The sequence below is a fragment of the Methylosinus sp. LW4 genome, from assembly GCF_000379125.1.
Taxonomy (GTDB): domain Bacteria; phylum Pseudomonadota; class Alphaproteobacteria; order Rhizobiales; family Beijerinckiaceae; genus Methylosinus.
The window spans coordinates 2952561-2967265 of sequence record NZ_KB900626.1 but is presented as its reverse complement, the minus strand read 5'-3'; the positions used below and the strand labels follow the sequence as shown (position 1 = coordinate 2967265).

Below are 14705 nucleotides of genomic sequence, written 5' to 3'. Positions count from 1 at the left end.
GATGCCGGCGCGCTGCTGCGGCTTATAGGCGAGGGCAAATTCAGAGGCAAGGCTCGGGGCGATCGGGCGAAGGCGAAGCGGCGCTGAGAGAGGCGTTTCCGCCACCCCTCGAGGGGCTATCGCATGCGCACATCCTCCTCGCCCCAATCCCGAAATAGCCGCCCTTTTCGAAGCGGGCGCTTGACAGCCTTTTTCCGTATCAGTTATATAACTAATAAGTTAAATATCTAACAGGTAATCAATGCCGGACCCCCTCAGCGCCACCTTCGCCGCTCTTGCGGACCCGACGCGCCGCGCGATCCTCGCCCGGCTCGCGCAGGGCGAAGCCTCGGTCGGCGAGCTCGCAGCGCCATTCTCGATCAGCCAGCCGGCCGTCTCCAAACATTTGAAGGTGCTGGAGCAGGCCGGCCTCATCACCCGCACCCGCGCCGCGCAATCGCGTCCCTGCAAGCTGGATGCGGCGCGGCTGCACGAAATTTCCGATTGGCTCGAGACCTATCGGCGTTTCTGGGACGAGAGCTTCGATCGGCTCGACGCCTATCTCACGCAATTGCAAAAGGGCGATCCCGATGCTCCAAAGAATTGAAGACGCCATCCCACCGCTCACGATCACGCGCCGTTTTGCCGCGCCGCCGGCGCTCCTCTTCGACGCCTGGCTCGATCCAAAGGCGGTCGGCGGCTGGCTGTTCCGCACGCCGAATGGCCAATCCGCCCATGTCGAGATCGACGCGCGCGTCGGCGGCGGCTTCGCCATTCACGAGCAGCGCGGCGAAATCCTCGCGACGCATTTCGGCGAATATCTCGAGATCGAACGCCCGAGCCGTCTCGTCTTCACTCTGGGAATGCAGCGCGACGGCGCATCGACGCGAATCGAGATCGACATTCGCCCCGACGGCGCCGGAAGCCTGTTGACGCTGACGCATTATCTGACGCCGGAAGCGGCGACGAAATCCTTCGCTTTCCGCGCCGGCTGGACCGGAATTCTCGAAGGCCTCGCGCGTGAGACCGGCGAGAGCGATGCGCCGCATCGGCTCATTCTGCTGCGCACATTCGAGGCGCCGCGCGCGCTCGTCTTCAAATGCTGGACGGAGCCGCAGCATATGATGCGCTGGCTCTGCCCCGCGACATTCACCGTGCTCTTCGCCGAGAATGATCTACGCATCGGCGGCAAATGGCGCGCGGGAATGCGATCGCCGGAGGGCGAGGAGTTCGTCCATCGCGGCGAATATATCGAGATCGACGCGCCGGCGCGGCTCGTGATGACGCATGAATGGGAGCGCAATCATCTCGAGCCGAAAGCGCTGACAACGCTCGAGGTGCAGCTCACAGAGCAGGGCGGCAAGACCGAGATGATCTTCGTGCAGAGCGGCCTCGCCACCGCCGAGTCCGCCGCCTCGCACGGCCATGGCTGGACCGGCGCATTCGATTTTCTCGCCGAGCTCGCGCGCGAGCTGGCGACGCACGATCATTGAGGAGGCGTCATGTCCGACAATGCCCGCATTTCAGTTCCACCAGACGCGCCCGAGATTTCCGGGACGCGCCTCTTCGATGCGCCGCGCGCGCTGGTTTTCGACGCTTTCGCCGCGCCGGATCGGCTGGCGCGATGGTTCGGGCCGAAGGGTTTCTCGCTCACGACGCGAGCTTTCGAATTCGCGCCCGGCGGCGTTTGGCGCTTCGTCATGCACGGCCCGGACGGGCGCGATTATGAGAATAAGATCGTCTTTCGCGACATCCTGCGGCCGGAGCGCATCGCCTATTTTCACCCCGGCGATGACGAGACGGTCGAGCCTGTTCGGATGGAGACGATTATCACGCTCTCGGAGCAGGGCGAGAAGACGCGCATCGATTGGCGCATGCGCTTTCCTTCGCTCGCCGAGCGCGATCGCGTCGAGCACGACTATGGCGCCGCCATTGGCCTTTCCGAAAATCTCGGACGGCTCGGCGATTTCGTCGAGGAATCGGCAGGTCCCGTCTTCGTCACGTCACGCCGCTTCGCCGCCTCGCGCGAGCTCTTGTGGAAGGCGTTCGCGGAGCCGGAGCGCATGGCGCGATGGTTCGGGCCGAAAGGGATTCCTGTCGTCGCGTCGCAAATGGATTTTCGTCCCGGCGGCTCCTATCACTATGGGCTGCGGACGCCCGACGGCGGCGCCATATGGGGCCTTTTCGAATATCGCGAGATCGAGGCGCCCGCGCGCTTCACGCTCATCGCCTCCTTCTCCGACGCGAATCGCGGGCTGGCGCGGCATCCGCTGAGCGAGACTTGGCCGCTGAAGGTCGAGACCACCTATCGATTCACGGACAGCGACGGCGCCAGCGAGCTGACGCTGCGCGCGCGGCCCTTCGAGGCGAGCGCCGAGGAGATCGCCACTTTCGCCAGCGCGCTCGACGCCATGAGCGATGGGTGGGCAGGGACATTCGAGCAGCTCGACAACTATCTCGTCCAGGGCTGAGCCAGTTTCCAAAATCATTCGAAGCAAAGGAGCATTCGATGACGATGAAGCCTTATCTGTTCTTTTCCGGCCGCGCCGACGAAGCCATCGCTTTCTACCAGAAAGCGCTCGGCGCCGAGGTTCAATTCTTGCTGCGCTTCGACGAGAGCCCCGAGCCGCCGCCGCCCGGCGCGCTCGCGCCCGATTGGGGCCGAAAGATCATGCATTCCTGCCTTCGGATCGGCGATTCGGAAATCTTTCTTTCGGACGGCTGCGAGACGGCGGCCGCGCGCTTCGAGGGCTTCGGCGTCTCGCTCGAGGCGAAGTCTCCGGCGCAGGCCGAGAGCTTCTATGGCGCGCTCCTCGACGGCGGCGAAGCGCGCGTGCCGCTCGGCGAGACCTTCTTCGCGACGAGCTTCGGCATGGCGGTCGATCGCTTCGGCGTGCTGTGGATGATCATCGTTCCCAAATAGCGGTCGATGACGACGGTTGACGAAGCGCCCCGCGCGGACATGATCTCCCCTCACGAAACGAGCGCCCTTCCGCGGCGCTCGCGGGGAGACATGTGATGACAATTCAACCCTATCTCATCTTCGACGGCCGCGCCGAGGAAGCCGCCGCCTTCTATGAGAAAGCGCTCGGGGCGCAGGTTCAGATGCTGATGCGCTACAAGGATTCGCCTCTGGCGCCGCCCGCGGACATGATGCCGCCGGGCTGGAACGCCAAGGTGATGCATATGGCGCTGAAGATCGGCGCCGCCGTCGTCTTCGGCTCGGATGGCGACGGCGCCGAGAGCGGGGGCTTCAAAGGCTTCTCGCTCTCCTACAGCGCCAAGACCCTCGAGGAGGCCGAACGCGTCTTCGCGGCGCTCGCCGATGGCGGCGAGACGCAGATGCGTTTGACCAAGACCTTCTTCTCACCCGCTTTCGGCATACTCACCGATCGCTTCGGCGTTCCCTGGATGGTGGTCGTGCCGCAATGACGGCGCGCGGCGCCTGCGGGACAGCAGGCGCCGCTCCGCCCCTTCACGAGGTTGCAAATGTTGGAAATCATCGGCGCCGGAGTCGCCCTCGTCATCGCCATTATTCTCGTGCTGGCGGCGCGCCAGCCGGACATTTGTCATATTGCGCGCAGCATTTTCGTCGCCGCGCCGCCGGAGCGCATATTCCCGCTCATTGACGATCTGAAAGCGATGAACGAATGGAATCCTTTCGCCACGCAAAAGGGCGTGAGCAATGTCTACAGCGGGCCGGAGCGCGGCGTCGGCGCGGCCGATGATTTCAGCGGCGGCGGCAGCGCCGGCCGCATCGAGATCGTCGAATCGACGGAGCCTTCACAGGTCGCGCTGTCCTTGCGCATGGATCGGCCGATGAGATGCGAGAATCGCGTCGAATTCACCATTGCGCCGCAGAATGGCGGCTCGCTCGTCACCTGGGACATGAAGGGCCGCCAGCCTTTCATCGGCAAGCTGTTCAGCCTCGTCATGAAGCCGGAGAAGATGGTCGGCGGCGCCTTCGAACAGGGCCTCTCCGATCTCAAGCGCCTCGTTGAGACGGCGCGCGAGGAGGCGGCGGAATGATGCGAGCCCTCAGCTCGCCTGCGCATATCTCTCGGCCTGCTCGAGATCGACGGAGACGAGCTGCGAAATGCCGCGCTCGGCCTGCGTCACGCCGAACAGACGATCCATGCGCGCCATTGTGATGGGATTATGCGTGATGGCGACGAAGCGCGTGTCTGTCTTCTTGCGCATATCCTCGAGCAGGGCGCAGAAGCGCTCGACATTGTAATCGTCGAGCGGCGCGTCCACCTCGTCGAGCACGCAGATCGGCGAGGGATTGGTGAGGAAGACCGCGAAGATCAGCGACATTGCGGTGAGCGCCTGCTCGCCGCCGGAGAGCAGCGTCATCGTCTGCGGCTTCTTGCCCGGCGGGCGGGCGAGAATGTCGAGCCCGGCCTCCAGCGGATCGTCGCTCTCGATGAGCTGCAATTCCGCCGTGCCGCCGCCGAACAGCAGGCTGAACAGCTCCTTGAAATGCGCGTTCACCTGCTCGAAGGCGACGAGCAGGCGCTCGCGGCCCTCCTTGTTGAGGCTGGCGATGGCGCCGCGCAATTTCTTGATCGCCTCGGCGAGATCCTCGCGCTCGGCCATCATCTTGTCGCGCTGCGTCTCGATCTCGGCGAGCTCGTCCTCGGCGCGCAGATTGACGGCGCCGAGCCGCTCGCGATCCGCCTTCAGCCCTTCCAGTCTGCGCTCGATATCGGGGATGGAGGGGAGCTGCGTCTCCTCGCCGGTGACGCCGGCGAGCTCCGCGAGCGAATGCTCCTCGCTCTCCAATTCCATGGCGATGGCGTGCTCGACATCGGCGGCGCGGCGGCGCGCGGCCTCCAGCTGCGCCTCGCTGCGGGCCTTCTCCTCGCGCGCGGCGCTCATCGCCTCCAGCGCCATGCGGGCGGCGCGATCGGATTCCGCCTGCGCGGTCTCGCCGGTCGTTCGCGCGTCGGCGGCGGCGCGGCGGGCGGCCTCGGCCTCCTCGATCGCCGAGAGAAGATTGCGGCGCTGGAGCAGGAAGGTCTCCGGCGAATCGAATAGCCGCTCCTGCTCCTCGCGGGAGTCCTCGAGGCGGCGCTCCAATTCGGCGATGCGGTCCTGCGCGCGGTCGCGCCGCTCCATCCAGGAGGCGTTCTCGCGCAGGATCGCCGATTTGCGGGCGGCGCGCGTCTCGGCCTGATGGCGCAGCGAGGTGAGCGCGGCGCGCGCCTCGCCGGCCTGGGCGCGCTCGGCGGCGGCGCGGGAACGCACATGCTCCACCGCGCCGGCGAGCGAGGCAGGCTCGTCCAAATCGTCCAGCGCATGGGCGGCGCTCTCCCGCTTCATCGCCGCTTCGTCGCGATTGGCGAGAATTTGCGCCTTGGCCTCCTGCAGCGCCGAGAGACGCTGGGCGATCTGGCCCAGGCGGCGCTCCGCCACCACATGGCGCTCGCGCGCTTCTTCCAGCGCGGCGCGGGCGCGGCGCTGCCCCTCGCGGGCGGCGCTCTCGGCGAGGGCGGCGGCGCGCGCCTGCTCCTGCGCCGTCTGCGCCTCGTCGGCGAGCGCGTCGGCGGCCTCGCGGGCGGCGGCGGCCTCGAGGCGCAGATCGGCGAGGCGATTCTTCTCGGCCAAACGGCGGGCGGCGGGCGTCGGCGCCTCGGCGGCTTGAGTGAATCCGTCCCAGCGCCAGAGGTCGCCTTCCTTGGAGACGAGGCGCTGGCCGGGCTTCAGCATGGAGCGCAATGCTGCGCCCTCGCTGCGCAGCACGACGCCGATTTGCGCGAGGCGTCGCGCCAGCGCCGGCGGCGCCTGCACCATCTCGGCGAGCGTGCGAACGCCCGGCGGCAGCGAGGGATCGCCGGCGCCGGAAGTGAGCGCCCAATGGGCCGGGGCGGAGGTCTCGATGGAGGCGTCGAGATCGTCGCCGAGCGCGGCGCCGAGCGCGGTCTCATAGCCCTTCTCGACCGTGACGCTCTCGACGATCGGCGCCCAGAGATCGCCGCCGCCCGATTCCAGCAGCTTTTCCAGCGTGCGCGCCTCGGTCTCCAGCCGGCCGGCGCGCTTCTCGGCCTCGGCCAGCGGCTGGCGCGATAGGCTCTCCGCCTCGCGCGCCTCGATTGCCGTTTCCTCGGCCATCAGCGCCGTCTCATCGGCCTCGCGGGCGGCTTCATTGGCCATTTCCAGCGCTTCGGCGAGGCGCTCCACCTCCTCCGCCGCGCCGCCCTGGCCGGCGATCAGCGCGAATTCGGTCTCGACGCGGGTCAGCTCGGCCTCGAAACGCGAGACGCGCTGCGTCTCCTCGCGCAGCGCCGCCTCCAGCGCGCCGCGCTTGGCGTTGACGCCGGCCAGCGATTGCTGCGCCTCGGAAAGCTCGGCCTCGGTGTGAGCCAGCGCCTCCTCTATCTCGGCGAGACGCTCGCGGGCGGCTTCCTCGCGCTCGGCGCCGATGGCGTCCTGCTCGGCCAGCTCGCCGCGCTCGTCCTCGAGCCGCTGCGTCACCTCGGCGGCGTCGTCGATCAGCGCGCGCTCGCGCTCGACGTCGCGGGCGAATTGCTCGGCGTGGCGGGTCAGCTCGGCGATGCGCTCCTTGGCGCGCTTCTCCTCGCCGTCCAGCGCGTCGCGGGCCATGATCAGCCGATGCAGCGCCGCGCCGGTCTCGGCCTCCTTGTCGCGGAGCTTCGGCAGCTCGAAGGCGGCGATCGCCTGCAGTCGCGCGGCCTCCGCCTGCTGCAGCGTGCGCTCCTCGACGAGCTTCGTATCTTCTTCCAGCTTGCGCTCGGCGAGCTTCAGCTGCTCGCTGGCCTGGCGATGCGCGATATAGGCCGCGAGCGCCTCATTCTTGCGGATTTCCGCCGCCACGGCGCGATAGCGCTGCGCCTGCCGGGCCTGGCGGCGCAGGCTCTCGGTCTGGCCGTCCACCTGCTTCAGCACATCCTCGAGGCGGGTGAGATTTTCGGAGGCCGCGGTCAGCCGCAGCTCGGCCTCGTGCCGGCGGGAATGCAGGCCGGCGACGCCGGCGGCGTCCTCCAAAATGCGGCGGCGCGCCTGCGGCTTGGCGGAGATGATCTCGCCGATCTGCCCCTGGCGCACCAGCGCCGGCGAGCGCGCGCCGGTGGCGGCGTCGGCGAACAGCAGCTGCACATCCTTGGCGCGCACCTCGCGGCCATTGATCCTATAGGTGGAGCCGGCCTCGCGCTCGATGCGGCGGGTGACTTCCAAAGTCTCGGCGTCATTGAAGGCGGCGGGGGCGGTGCGGGAGCTATTGTCCAGCACGAGGCCGACCTCGGCCACATTGCGGGCCGGGCGCGAGCCGCCGCCGGAGAAGATGACGTCATCCATCCCCGAGCCGCGCATGTTCTTATAGGAGTTCTCGCCCATGACCCAGCGCAGGGCCTCGACGAGATTGGACTTGCCGCAGCCATTGGGCCCGACGACGCCGGTCAGGCCCGGCTCGATCAGAAAATCTGTGGCCTCGCAGAAGCTCTTGAAGCCGAGGAGACGGAGCCGCTGGAATTTCATGCGCGCCAGAGCGCCACAAAATAGCGGGGAAGGCAAGAAATAGGGCGCGATATGTTGTGGGATTCGTGCGCCGTCGCGTCAGGCGACGCTTCTGGGGAGCTGCGCGCCCTCCTCTCCCCAGAAGGCGCGCTCGCCGCGTCCCTTGCGCTTTGTCCGGTAGAGGGCGGAATCGGCGCATGAGACGAGCTGCTCCAGTCTCGTTCCGTCTCGCGGAGCCAGAGCGACGCCGCCGCTGACGCCGATCTGGATTTTTCGTCCGCCGAGATCGTAAGGCGCGCCGATCGCCTGCACGATGCGGCGCCCGAGAAGCTCCGCCTCCTCCGCGACCTGTATTCCGAGCTGGATGATGACGAATTCGTCGCCTCCGAGACGCGCGACCGTGTCTCCCTCGCGCACGGTCTGCGTCAGCCGTTCGGCGACGGCCTGGAGGAGGGCGTCGCCCGTGATATGGCCGAAATTGTCATTGACCTCCTTGAAGCGGTCGAGATCGAGATAATGAAGCGCGAAAAGGCCTCCGGCCTGCTCGAGATGCGCGCCGGCCTCCTCCAGCTTCTCTTGCAGCCGAATGCGATTGGCGAGGCCCGTCAGATGGTCTCTGCCGGCCAGCGCCGCGAGATCCAGCTTCGCGACGATCTGCTGTCGAACCGTGTCGTAGAAATCGTCGACCAATCCGAGGCCGGCCATGGCGAAAACGCCGACGACGGCCGCCTGAGTGGCGAAGACTGTCTGCGCATACCAGCCCTCTGCGCCGAGAGCGCGCATTCCGAAGCCCGCCACTGTCGGAATGGTCGCCAGCGTCACGCTCCCCAAGCAGATATGAGGACGGGCGGACAGGCGCGTGACGACGCCGGCGCCATAGGCGAGGATCAGCGTCGTCACCAGCATCGGGCTCAGCATGACGTCGGCGACGGCCGCCTCCGCCGTGAGCGCGCGCGCGTTCAGCGCGCCGAGCAAGGCCGCGAAGGCGAAGCTGCCGAGGGCGTAGCGCCTGTCCCACCACCGGGCCTCGCTCGCCGTGGGGCGCGATGCGGCGCGCCGACGGCGATAGAGCAGCATGAGGGCGATGCGGGCGGCGGAGACGGCCGCGCCGGCGAGGGTCACGAGCAGAAGCAGGCTGTCGCCGGTCCGAATCGTCAAAAGCGCGCCGATGCCGACCATGGTGACGCCCATGATGGCGATGGGCGGAAGAGCCCTGAAGACGACGTCGACGAGCTCGACCAAGGCGGCGTCTGGAAGCTCGTTCGAACGCCGTGAAAAGCGTTGCAAGTGTTTGGTCAGCATGGATCGCTCGCGCCGTTTCATCGACGATAGACTCGCCGGCGAGCGAGAGCCAGAACAGAAGCGCGCGGTTCTGCGCCTATAGGAAACGGCAGCTTAAGCGTAGAAGCCGCCGAGGGCTCGCAGTTCGGCGCTCGGTCACGCCCCCGCCGCGATGAACTGCGCCTTGGCGAGATCGGCGAACAGCCCGCCTTTGGCCACCAGCTCGTCGAAGGTCCCGCTCTCGACGATCTCGCCGCGATCCAGCACCAATATGCGGTCCGCATGGCGCACCGTGGCCAGACGATGGGCGATGATGAAAGTGGTGCGGCCGGCCGTCGCCGCCTCCAGCGCCTTCTGCAACTGACGCTCGGTGGTCGCGTCCAGCGCGCTGGTCGCCTCGTCGAAGATCATGATCGGCGGGTCCTTCAGCAGCGCGCGGGCGATGGAGAGGCGTTGACGCTCGCCGCCCGACAGCGTGCGGCCGCGCTCGCCGACCAGCGTCGAAAGCCCCTCGCTCTGCCGCGCCACCAGATCGCGCGCCTGCGCCAGCTCGACGGCGCGGGCGATCTCCTCCTCGCTGGCGTCCGGCTTGCCGACGCGCAAATTCTCCTCGATCGAGCGGGCGAACAGCATGGGCTCCTGAAACACGACGCCGATGTTGCGGCGAAGCGAGGTCAGCGTCATGTCGCGAATGTCGACCCCGTCGATCGTCACCCTTCCCTGCGTGGGATCGAAGACGCGATGCAAGAGGCCGAGCGTCGTCGATTTGCCCGAGCCGGTCGCGCCCACCAGCGCTATGGTCTCGCCCCGCCGCGCCGAGAAGGAGACGTCGCGCAGCGCGAGACGCTCGCCGCCATAAGAAAAGCTCACCTTCTCGAAGGCGACCGCGCCTTCGAGCCGGCCGAGATCACGCGCATCCTCGCGATCGGCGACCGTCGGGCGCGTGTCGAGAATGGCGAAGAATTCCGCGATCTTCGGCGCGAGCAGAAACAGCACGTTCAAAAAGCCGACCATTTGCTCGAGGCGGCCGATGAGCATGGTCGCGAAGCTCATGAAGGCGACGATCTCGCCGATGGAGGCGAGGCCCTGCAAATGCAGCCAGGCGCCGAGCAGGAAGATGACGAGCAGAGTGAGCGTCGCCGAGGCGCGGCTCGCCACCGCGGCCAGCGCCCACCAGGAGAGCACCGGAATTTGCGCGGCAAGCAATTCGTCGATGATCCGCCGCAGCGCATTGGTCTCGCTCTCTATGCGCGTGAAGCTCTGCACCACGGCGACATTGCCCAGAGCGTCGGAGGCGTGCTCGGCGAGCGAGGAATGATGACGCTCCACCTTGCTCTGCAATTGCTCGGTGCGGCGTAGGACGAAAGAGGTGAGCGCGCCGAAGACGATGACGAGAAGGATGAGCGGCAGAGCGAGCCGCCAGTTGACGAAGAGCGTCGCCGGCAGCAGCACGAAGAGCGCGACGAAGGAGGCGCAATTCTCGCGGAAGAAGGAGAGCCACAGCCCCGCCATGCCGGAGGCGCCCTCCAGCATCACCTTCAGCAGCCGGCCGGAATGCGCGCTGGCGTGAAAGCTCGACGGCAGATCGAGCACATGCTCGAAATAGGCGGCCATCACCGCGAGTCTGCTCCGATGCGCGAGACGGTCGGCGTGCAGCGCGACCAGCACGGAGGCGGCGATCGAGAAGAGGCCGAAGCCGGCCCACGCCGCCAGCAGCGGCAGAAGATCGCCCCAAGCGAGCTTGACGCCCGCCGCCTGCGCGCGCGTCAGCACGTCTATGACGCGGCCGAACAGCATGGGCTCGGCGAATTGCGCAATGGCCACGGCGAGATTGGCCGCGACGAGGATCGCCGCGAGGCGCTTCTGCGGCTTCAGCTGCGCGAGGACACGGAGATAGACAGAGAGAACGGACATGAGGCGATTAAATGGGAGAGCCGATGGCGCGGTCTATAGCGGGCGGGGCGGGGAGCGCAAGGGCGCGCGAAACGCGAGCTTCGCGAATTCTCGCCGGCCACGCTTGTATTATCCGCCCATATGCCCCACATAGGTTCTATCGAGTTTTCGGCCGGTCGACTCCTGCTTCGCGCCCAACGGCGCCCCGGGCATTATGACTTCCTCTCCAGAACATCGATCACGCGAGGCGTCGCATGTCGCGAACGCCCCAATCCCCCCTGTTCTTCGAAAGGACAAGTCATGCAGACCGGAATCGTGAAATGGTTCAATGCACAAAAGGGTTTCGGCTTCATTCAGCCGGAGTCCGGCGGAGCCGACGTCTTCGTTCATATCAGCGCTGTCGAGCGCGCGGGCCTTCACGGCCTCGCCGAGGGCCAGAAGCTCTCCTATGAGATCGTCGTCGACCGGCGCAGCGGCAAATCATCGGCGGATCAGCTGAAGGTCGACTGACCTTTTAAGCGATCAGGCCCTGCGCGCCGACCGCGGATGTACCGGCGGCGAGCGCGGGGCCTTCTCCCCCGGTGGAGGCGCGTCGTTCCTTCGCGGATCGGCGCGTCGCACTCCATCCGAAAGGGCCGTGATTATGAGCGCGCATTCGAATGAGCTCTCCCGCCATCAGCGGCTTCGCAAGGAAGCGCCGACGCATAAGTTCCGTCTCGGCGCGCAAATCTATCATCGCCTCGGCGCGCGAACGGAAAAAGAGACATTCCGAATCATGCGCCTGCTGCCCGACAGCGGCGCCGGATTCCAATATGTCATCAAAGGAGACCGAGACGGTCTCGAACGTGTCGTGACGGAAGCGGGAATGGAATTCGCCTGGTAATTTCTCGCTTCTGAGGTTGCGCGTCGCTCGCGTTCGTCTCGTCCACGCAGACCGCACAGCGGCGTCGTGATGGATTTTCGCGCTGAATAAGCGCGGACGACAGGGAGAAGAGCGATGAGCGCATTCGATTACGGCAGGGAAGCCGGCCTTTTCTCATCCAAGACGCCCGCCAAGCGGTCGCGATCCTATCAGAGTTCCGTCGAATTCCGGCGTTTCGCCCAGGCCGCGGAGGCGATTCGCTACGCTGTCGAGGATATGCCCGCCGCTTTGCTGGGGACCTGCTCGCTCGAGGTGGCGGAGGCGACCTATACGGGCGCGGCGATCCGCGGCTTGTATGAAAGCGCGGAATTTCCTCTGCCGCGACGGATCGACGCGAAAAAATAAATTCCGCGATGTGAAACGAGCCGTTTCAACTTTGCGCAGAGGCTTTCGGGACAAACCGCTTCACCGCGATCTGGTCGGAGCGGTCACGCATGGCGCAGGCGTCGAACCAGGAAGCGACGAGCGCGGCGCTCTCGCACGGCAATAGGGCGCGTCCACCCTCCCCTATAGGGGGAGGGTCGGCCGGCGATAGCCGGACGGGGTGGGGTTCACCAGCGAAGACTCGGGGTTTCACCCCCTCCCGAGCGCGTCCGCGCTCGACCTCCCCCCTCGAGGGGGAGGTGGAAACGCCTCCCGAACGCCTCTTCAACCGTACAACATCGCAGGTCCCATTCGAGCCTACCCCTGGAGCCCCGCCGCAGCCCGCGATAGACTCCCCACCATGTCCACCGCCCCGCTCACGCGCGACGACTGCGCCCTTTCGCTGCTCCCCCGGCCCGGCTCGCCGCCGGTGGAATGGGTCGCGGCCCCCGGCTTCACGCCCTATGAGGCCGCCGTCGCCGAGATGGAATCGCTGGTCGAGCGCATCGCCGATGGCGCGGCTGCCGAGCGCGTGTGGCTGCTCGAGCATCCGCCGGTCTACACGGCCGGGACCTCGGCCAAGGAGGCCGATCTGCTCGATGCGCGCTTTCCCGTGCATCGCACCGGGCGCGGCGGGCAGTTCACCTATCACGGGCCGGGGCAGCGGGTCGCCTATGTGATGCTGGATCTCACGCAGCGAAGGCGCGATCTGCGAGCCTATGTGGCCGGGCTCGAGGCTTGGCTCATCGAGACGCTCGCTTCGCTCGGCGTCGCCGGCGAGCGGCGGGAGGATCGCGTCGGCGTATGGACGCGCCGGCCGGACAAGCCCGCGGGTCTTTTCGGCGAGCCGGCCGAGGACAAGATCGCGGCGATCGGCGTGCGCGTGCGGCGCTGGACCACCTTCCATGGATTGGCGCTGAATGTCGCGCCGGACCTCACGCATTTTTCCGGCATAGCGCCTTGCGGCGTGCGTCAAGCGCATCTCGGAGTGACGAGCCTCGCCGATCTCGGCAAGGTCTCCGACATGGCCGCGGTGGACGCGGCGTTGCGCCGCGCCTTCGAGCCCATATTCGGCCCGACGACGGCGCCTCAGTCTCCCGAGAGATGAGCGAAATCGCGCACCACGCGCTCATAGACGTCGCGCTTGAAGGGCACGATCAGCTCCGGCAATAGCGCCGCGCGCTCCCAGCGCCAGGCGTCGAATTCCGGCTCGTGCCGGCCGTCGCAGGGGCGCACTATGTCGATCTCCGCCTCCTCGCCCTCGAAGCGGAAGGCGAACCATTTCTGCGTCTGGCCGCGATATTTGCCTTTCCAGCGCTTGGCGGCCTCCGGCGGCAGATCATAGCTGTACCAATCCTGCGCCTCGGCGAGCACGGAGACGCTGGTCACATTGGTCTCCTCATGCAATTCGCGCAGCGCTGCGGCGAGCGGCTCCTCGCCCTCGTCTATGCCGCCCTGCGGCATTTGCCATTCATGCTCGATCACCTGCGGATCGGCGCGCTTGGAGAGACGCCGGCCGAGAAAGACGAGGCCTTTGGCGTTGATCAGCATCACGCCGACGCAGGGTCGATAGGGCAGCTCGCTCATTTCCACTTTCCGGCTCTCGCCTCTTTGTCCTCGATCCGCGACACCAGCGCGCTCAGCGGGACGAGCGCTATTCCCTTGCGCTCGAGCTCGCGCGCGAACCGCGTGAGGCGCGTCATCGTCTGCGGCAGCGCGCCGGCCGCGACGATCGCCTGACCATTGCGGCGCGCGAGCGCCTCGATCTGCGTCAGCGCCTTCTCCAGCGCCTCGCCCGAGGCGCCGGCGTCGATCGCCACATCGGCCCGCGCCGCCGTCAAGGCGAGACGCGGCGCGAGAGAGGAGACGAGCGAGCGCGGCGAGGTGCCGTCGTCGAGATAGAGCAGGCCGCGCCCGGCAATGTCGGTGAGCGTCGGCGTCAGCGCGGTCTCGTCGGCGGTGAATTGCGCGCCGAGATAATTCACCACGCCGATATAGCCGGAAAAGCGGCTCATCAGCCAGTGCAGATCCTCGAGGCCGGCGCCGCGCGTCGTCAGCAGCGTATGCGGCCCGGGGTTCTCGCGCGGATAATCATAGGGCTCCATCGGCGCCTGCAGCAAAATCTCATGGCCGCGGTCGCGCGCCTTGGCGGCGACGCTCTCGGGATCGGCGCCATAGGGCGCGAGCGCCAGCGTGACGGCGCCGGGCATTTCGTCGATGGCGCTCGCCGTGAGCTGCGCATTGAGCCCGACGCCGCCGACGACGAGCGCGATGCGCGGCGCGCCGGCGGGCAGGCGCGCGCTGATCGTCGTCGGGCGGGCGTAGACTTCCATCGGCTTCGCGCCATCGGCGCCGATCTTGGGCAGCGGGCCGCTGCGGCCTTTTTCCACCAGGCGCTTGTCCGGCGCCGGCGCGAGCGCCGTATGCTGCTCGTCGAGCCTTATGATGAGCGCGCCGGGCGGCTCTGCGCCGCCGATGCGCGTGACCTTGACGCCGGAGCGCTTCTCTATGTCGGCGATCTCATCGGCGCGCTTGTCCTCCTCCGTGACCGCTGCGCGCTCGGCGGGAGCGCTCGCCGGCGTGGACGGCGGCTCGACCGTTTCGATGCGCGCGACGGCGATGGGCTGGCCGGCTCGAGGATCGCGCGAGGACAGGAGAAGCGCGGCGCCGCCGACTCCACAGAGCAGCGCTGCGACGACGAGGCTTTTCGTCCGCGCGCCGCGCCGGCGCGCCGGGCGTGGCTCCAGCGGCTCGTTCAAGCCCAAAGGCTCGTTCAATTCGTCGGTCATGG

15 protein-coding genes are annotated in these 14705 nt (G+C 67.2%); 10 read left to right on the top strand and 5 right to left on the bottom strand.

The genetic code is table 11. From position 1 onward, the window contains the following. Positions 1-241 precede the first annotated feature (241 nt). From METLW4_RS0114825 to METLW4_RS0114800, 6 genes are all read left to right on the top strand, one after another. Positions 242-586, top strand: coding sequence for an ArsR/SmtB family transcription factor (locus METLW4_RS0114825; RefSeq protein ID WP_018267008.1), 345 nt, complete (start codon positions 242-244; stop codon positions 584-586). Further along, positions 570-1472, top strand: a complete 903-nt coding sequence (locus tag METLW4_RS0114820; RefSeq protein WP_018267007.1) for an SRPBCC family protein — start codon at positions 570-572, stop codon at positions 1470-1472. Before METLW4_RS0114825 ends, METLW4_RS0114820 begins: the two co-directional genes overlap by 17 nt. Before the next feature lie 9 nt (positions 1473-1481). Next, entirely contained in the window at positions 1482-2450 is a 969-nt protein-coding gene (locus METLW4_RS28330) for an SRPBCC family protein (protein ID WP_018267006.1), read from the top strand. Between the two features lie 38 nt (positions 2451-2488). Beyond that, a complete protein-coding gene (locus METLW4_RS0114810) occupies positions 2489-2902 on the top strand; it encodes a VOC family protein (protein WP_018267005.1) in 414 nt (137 codons plus the stop codon). A gap of 95 nt (positions 2903-2997) precedes the next feature. Beyond that, a complete protein-coding gene (locus METLW4_RS0114805; protein ID WP_018267004.1) occupies positions 2998-3411 on the top strand; it encodes a VOC family protein in 414 nt (137 codons plus the stop codon). A gap of 57 nt (positions 3412-3468) precedes the next feature. Beyond that, entirely contained in the window at positions 3469-4008 is a 540-nt protein-coding gene (locus tag METLW4_RS0114800) for an SRPBCC family protein (protein WP_018267003.1), read from the top strand. A 9-nt stretch (positions 4009-4017) separates the two neighbouring features. Here METLW4_RS0114800 and smc read toward each other — a convergent pair whose 3' ends face one another. The 3 genes from smc to METLW4_RS0114780 all read right to left on the bottom strand — a co-directional run bounded on the left by smc (position 4018) and on the right by METLW4_RS0114780 (position 10650). After that, positions 4018-7476: a chromosome segregation protein SMC gene (gene smc, locus METLW4_RS0114795; RefSeq protein ID WP_018267002.1), complete on the bottom strand. Its 3459-nt coding sequence runs from the start codon at positions 7474-7476 to the stop codon at positions 4018-4020. A 78-nt stretch (positions 7477-7554) separates the two neighbouring features. After that, positions 7555-8757, bottom strand: a complete 1203-nt coding sequence (locus METLW4_RS24950; RefSeq protein ID WP_051079637.1) for a GGDEF domain-containing protein — start codon at positions 8755-8757, stop codon at positions 7555-7557. Between the two features lie 135 nt (positions 8758-8892). Further along, positions 8893-10650 carry a glucan ABC transporter ATP-binding protein/ permease gene (locus tag METLW4_RS0114780; protein WP_018267000.1) on the bottom strand — a complete coding sequence of 586 codons (1758 nt, stop codon included), beginning with the start codon at positions 10648-10650 and terminating at the stop codon, positions 8893-8895. A 279-nt stretch (positions 10651-10929) separates the two neighbouring features. Between METLW4_RS0114780 and METLW4_RS0114775 the strand changes: the two genes are divergently transcribed. The 4 genes from METLW4_RS0114775 to lipB all read left to right on the top strand — a co-directional run bounded on the left by METLW4_RS0114775 (position 10930) and on the right by lipB (position 13022). Further along, entirely contained in the window at positions 10930-11139 is a 210-nt protein-coding gene (locus tag METLW4_RS0114775; RefSeq protein ID WP_018266999.1) for a cold-shock protein, read from the top strand. Positions 11140-11272: 133 nt separating this feature from the next. Next, positions 11273-11512, top strand: coding sequence for a hypothetical protein (locus METLW4_RS0114770; RefSeq protein ID WP_018266998.1), 240 nt, complete (start codon positions 11273-11275; stop codon positions 11510-11512). A 114-nt stretch (positions 11513-11626) separates the two neighbouring features. Then, positions 11627-11896, top strand: a complete 270-nt coding sequence (locus METLW4_RS0114765) for a hypothetical protein (RefSeq protein ID WP_018266997.1) — start codon at positions 11627-11629, stop codon at positions 11894-11896. A gap of 379 nt (positions 11897-12275) precedes the next feature. Beyond that, entirely contained in the window at positions 12276-13022 is a 747-nt protein-coding gene (gene lipB, locus METLW4_RS0114760) for a lipoyl(octanoyl) transferase LipB (protein ID WP_018266996.1), read from the top strand. Here lipB and METLW4_RS0114755 read toward each other — a convergent pair. Together METLW4_RS0114755 and METLW4_RS0114750 are read right to left on the bottom strand one after the other, a co-directional pair. After that, entirely contained in the window at positions 13004-13501 is a 498-nt protein-coding gene (locus METLW4_RS0114755; RefSeq protein WP_018266995.1) for an RNA pyrophosphohydrolase, read from the bottom strand. The genes lipB and METLW4_RS0114755 overlap by 19 nt on opposite strands. Next, positions 13498-14703 (bottom strand): divergent polysaccharide deacetylase family protein, encoded by a 1206-nt coding sequence (locus tag METLW4_RS0114750; RefSeq protein WP_018266994.1) that lies wholly within the window; start codon positions 14701-14703, stop codon positions 13498-13500. The genes METLW4_RS0114755 and METLW4_RS0114750 overlap by 4 nt, the downstream gene beginning before the upstream one ends. Positions 14704-14705: the final 2 nt, after the last annotated feature.

Bases quoted from the DNA above. Each gene is read 5' to 3' on its own strand.
- METLW4_RS0114805 (WP_018267004.1), top strand. From the start codon at position 2,998: ATGACAATTCAACCCTATCTCATCTTCGACGGCCGCGCCGAGGAAGCC.
- METLW4_RS24950 (WP_051079637.1), bottom strand. From the start codon at position 8,757: ATGCTGACCAAACACTTGCAACGCTTTTCACGGCGTTCGAACGAGCTT.
- METLW4_RS0114800 (WP_018267003.1), top strand. From the start codon at position 3,469: ATGTTGGAAATCATCGGCGCCGGAGTCGCCCTCGTCATCGCCATTATT.
- METLW4_RS0114755 (WP_018266995.1), bottom strand. From the start codon at position 13,501: ATGAGCGAGCTGCCCTATCGACCCTGCGTCGGCGTGATGCTGATCAAC.
- lipB (WP_018266996.1), top strand. From the start codon at position 12,276: ATGTCCACCGCCCCGCTCACGCGCGACGACTGCGCCCTTTCGCTGCTC.
- METLW4_RS0114775 (WP_018266999.1), top strand. From the start codon at position 10,930: ATGCAGACCGGAATCGTGAAATGGTTCAATGCACAAAAGGGTTTCGGC.
- METLW4_RS0114770 (WP_018266998.1), top strand. From the start codon at position 11,273: ATGAGCGCGCATTCGAATGAGCTCTCCCGCCATCAGCGGCTTCGCAAG.
- METLW4_RS0114780 (WP_018267000.1), bottom strand. From the start codon at position 10,650: ATGTCCGTTCTCTCTGTCTATCTCCGTGTCCTCGCGCAGCTGAAGCCG.
- METLW4_RS0114750 (WP_018266994.1), bottom strand. From the start codon at position 14,703: ATGACCGACGAATTGAACGAGCCTTTGGGCTTGAACGAGCCGCTGGAG.
- METLW4_RS0114810 (WP_018267005.1), top strand. From the start codon at position 2,489: ATGACGATGAAGCCTTATCTGTTCTTTTCCGGCCGCGCCGACGAAGCC.
- METLW4_RS28330 (WP_018267006.1), top strand. From the start codon at position 1,482: ATGTCCGACAATGCCCGCATTTCAGTTCCACCAGACGCGCCCGAGATT.
- smc (WP_018267002.1), bottom strand. From the start codon at position 7,476: ATGAAATTCCAGCGGCTCCGTCTCCTCGGCTTCAAGAGCTTCTGCGAG.
- METLW4_RS0114820 (WP_018267007.1), top strand. From the start codon at position 570: ATGCTCCAAAGAATTGAAGACGCCATCCCACCGCTCACGATCACGCGC.
- METLW4_RS0114765 (WP_018266997.1), top strand. From the start codon at position 11,627: ATGAGCGCATTCGATTACGGCAGGGAAGCCGGCCTTTTCTCATCCAAG.
- METLW4_RS0114825 (WP_018267008.1), top strand. From the start codon at position 242: ATGCCGGACCCCCTCAGCGCCACCTTCGCCGCTCTTGCGGACCCGACG.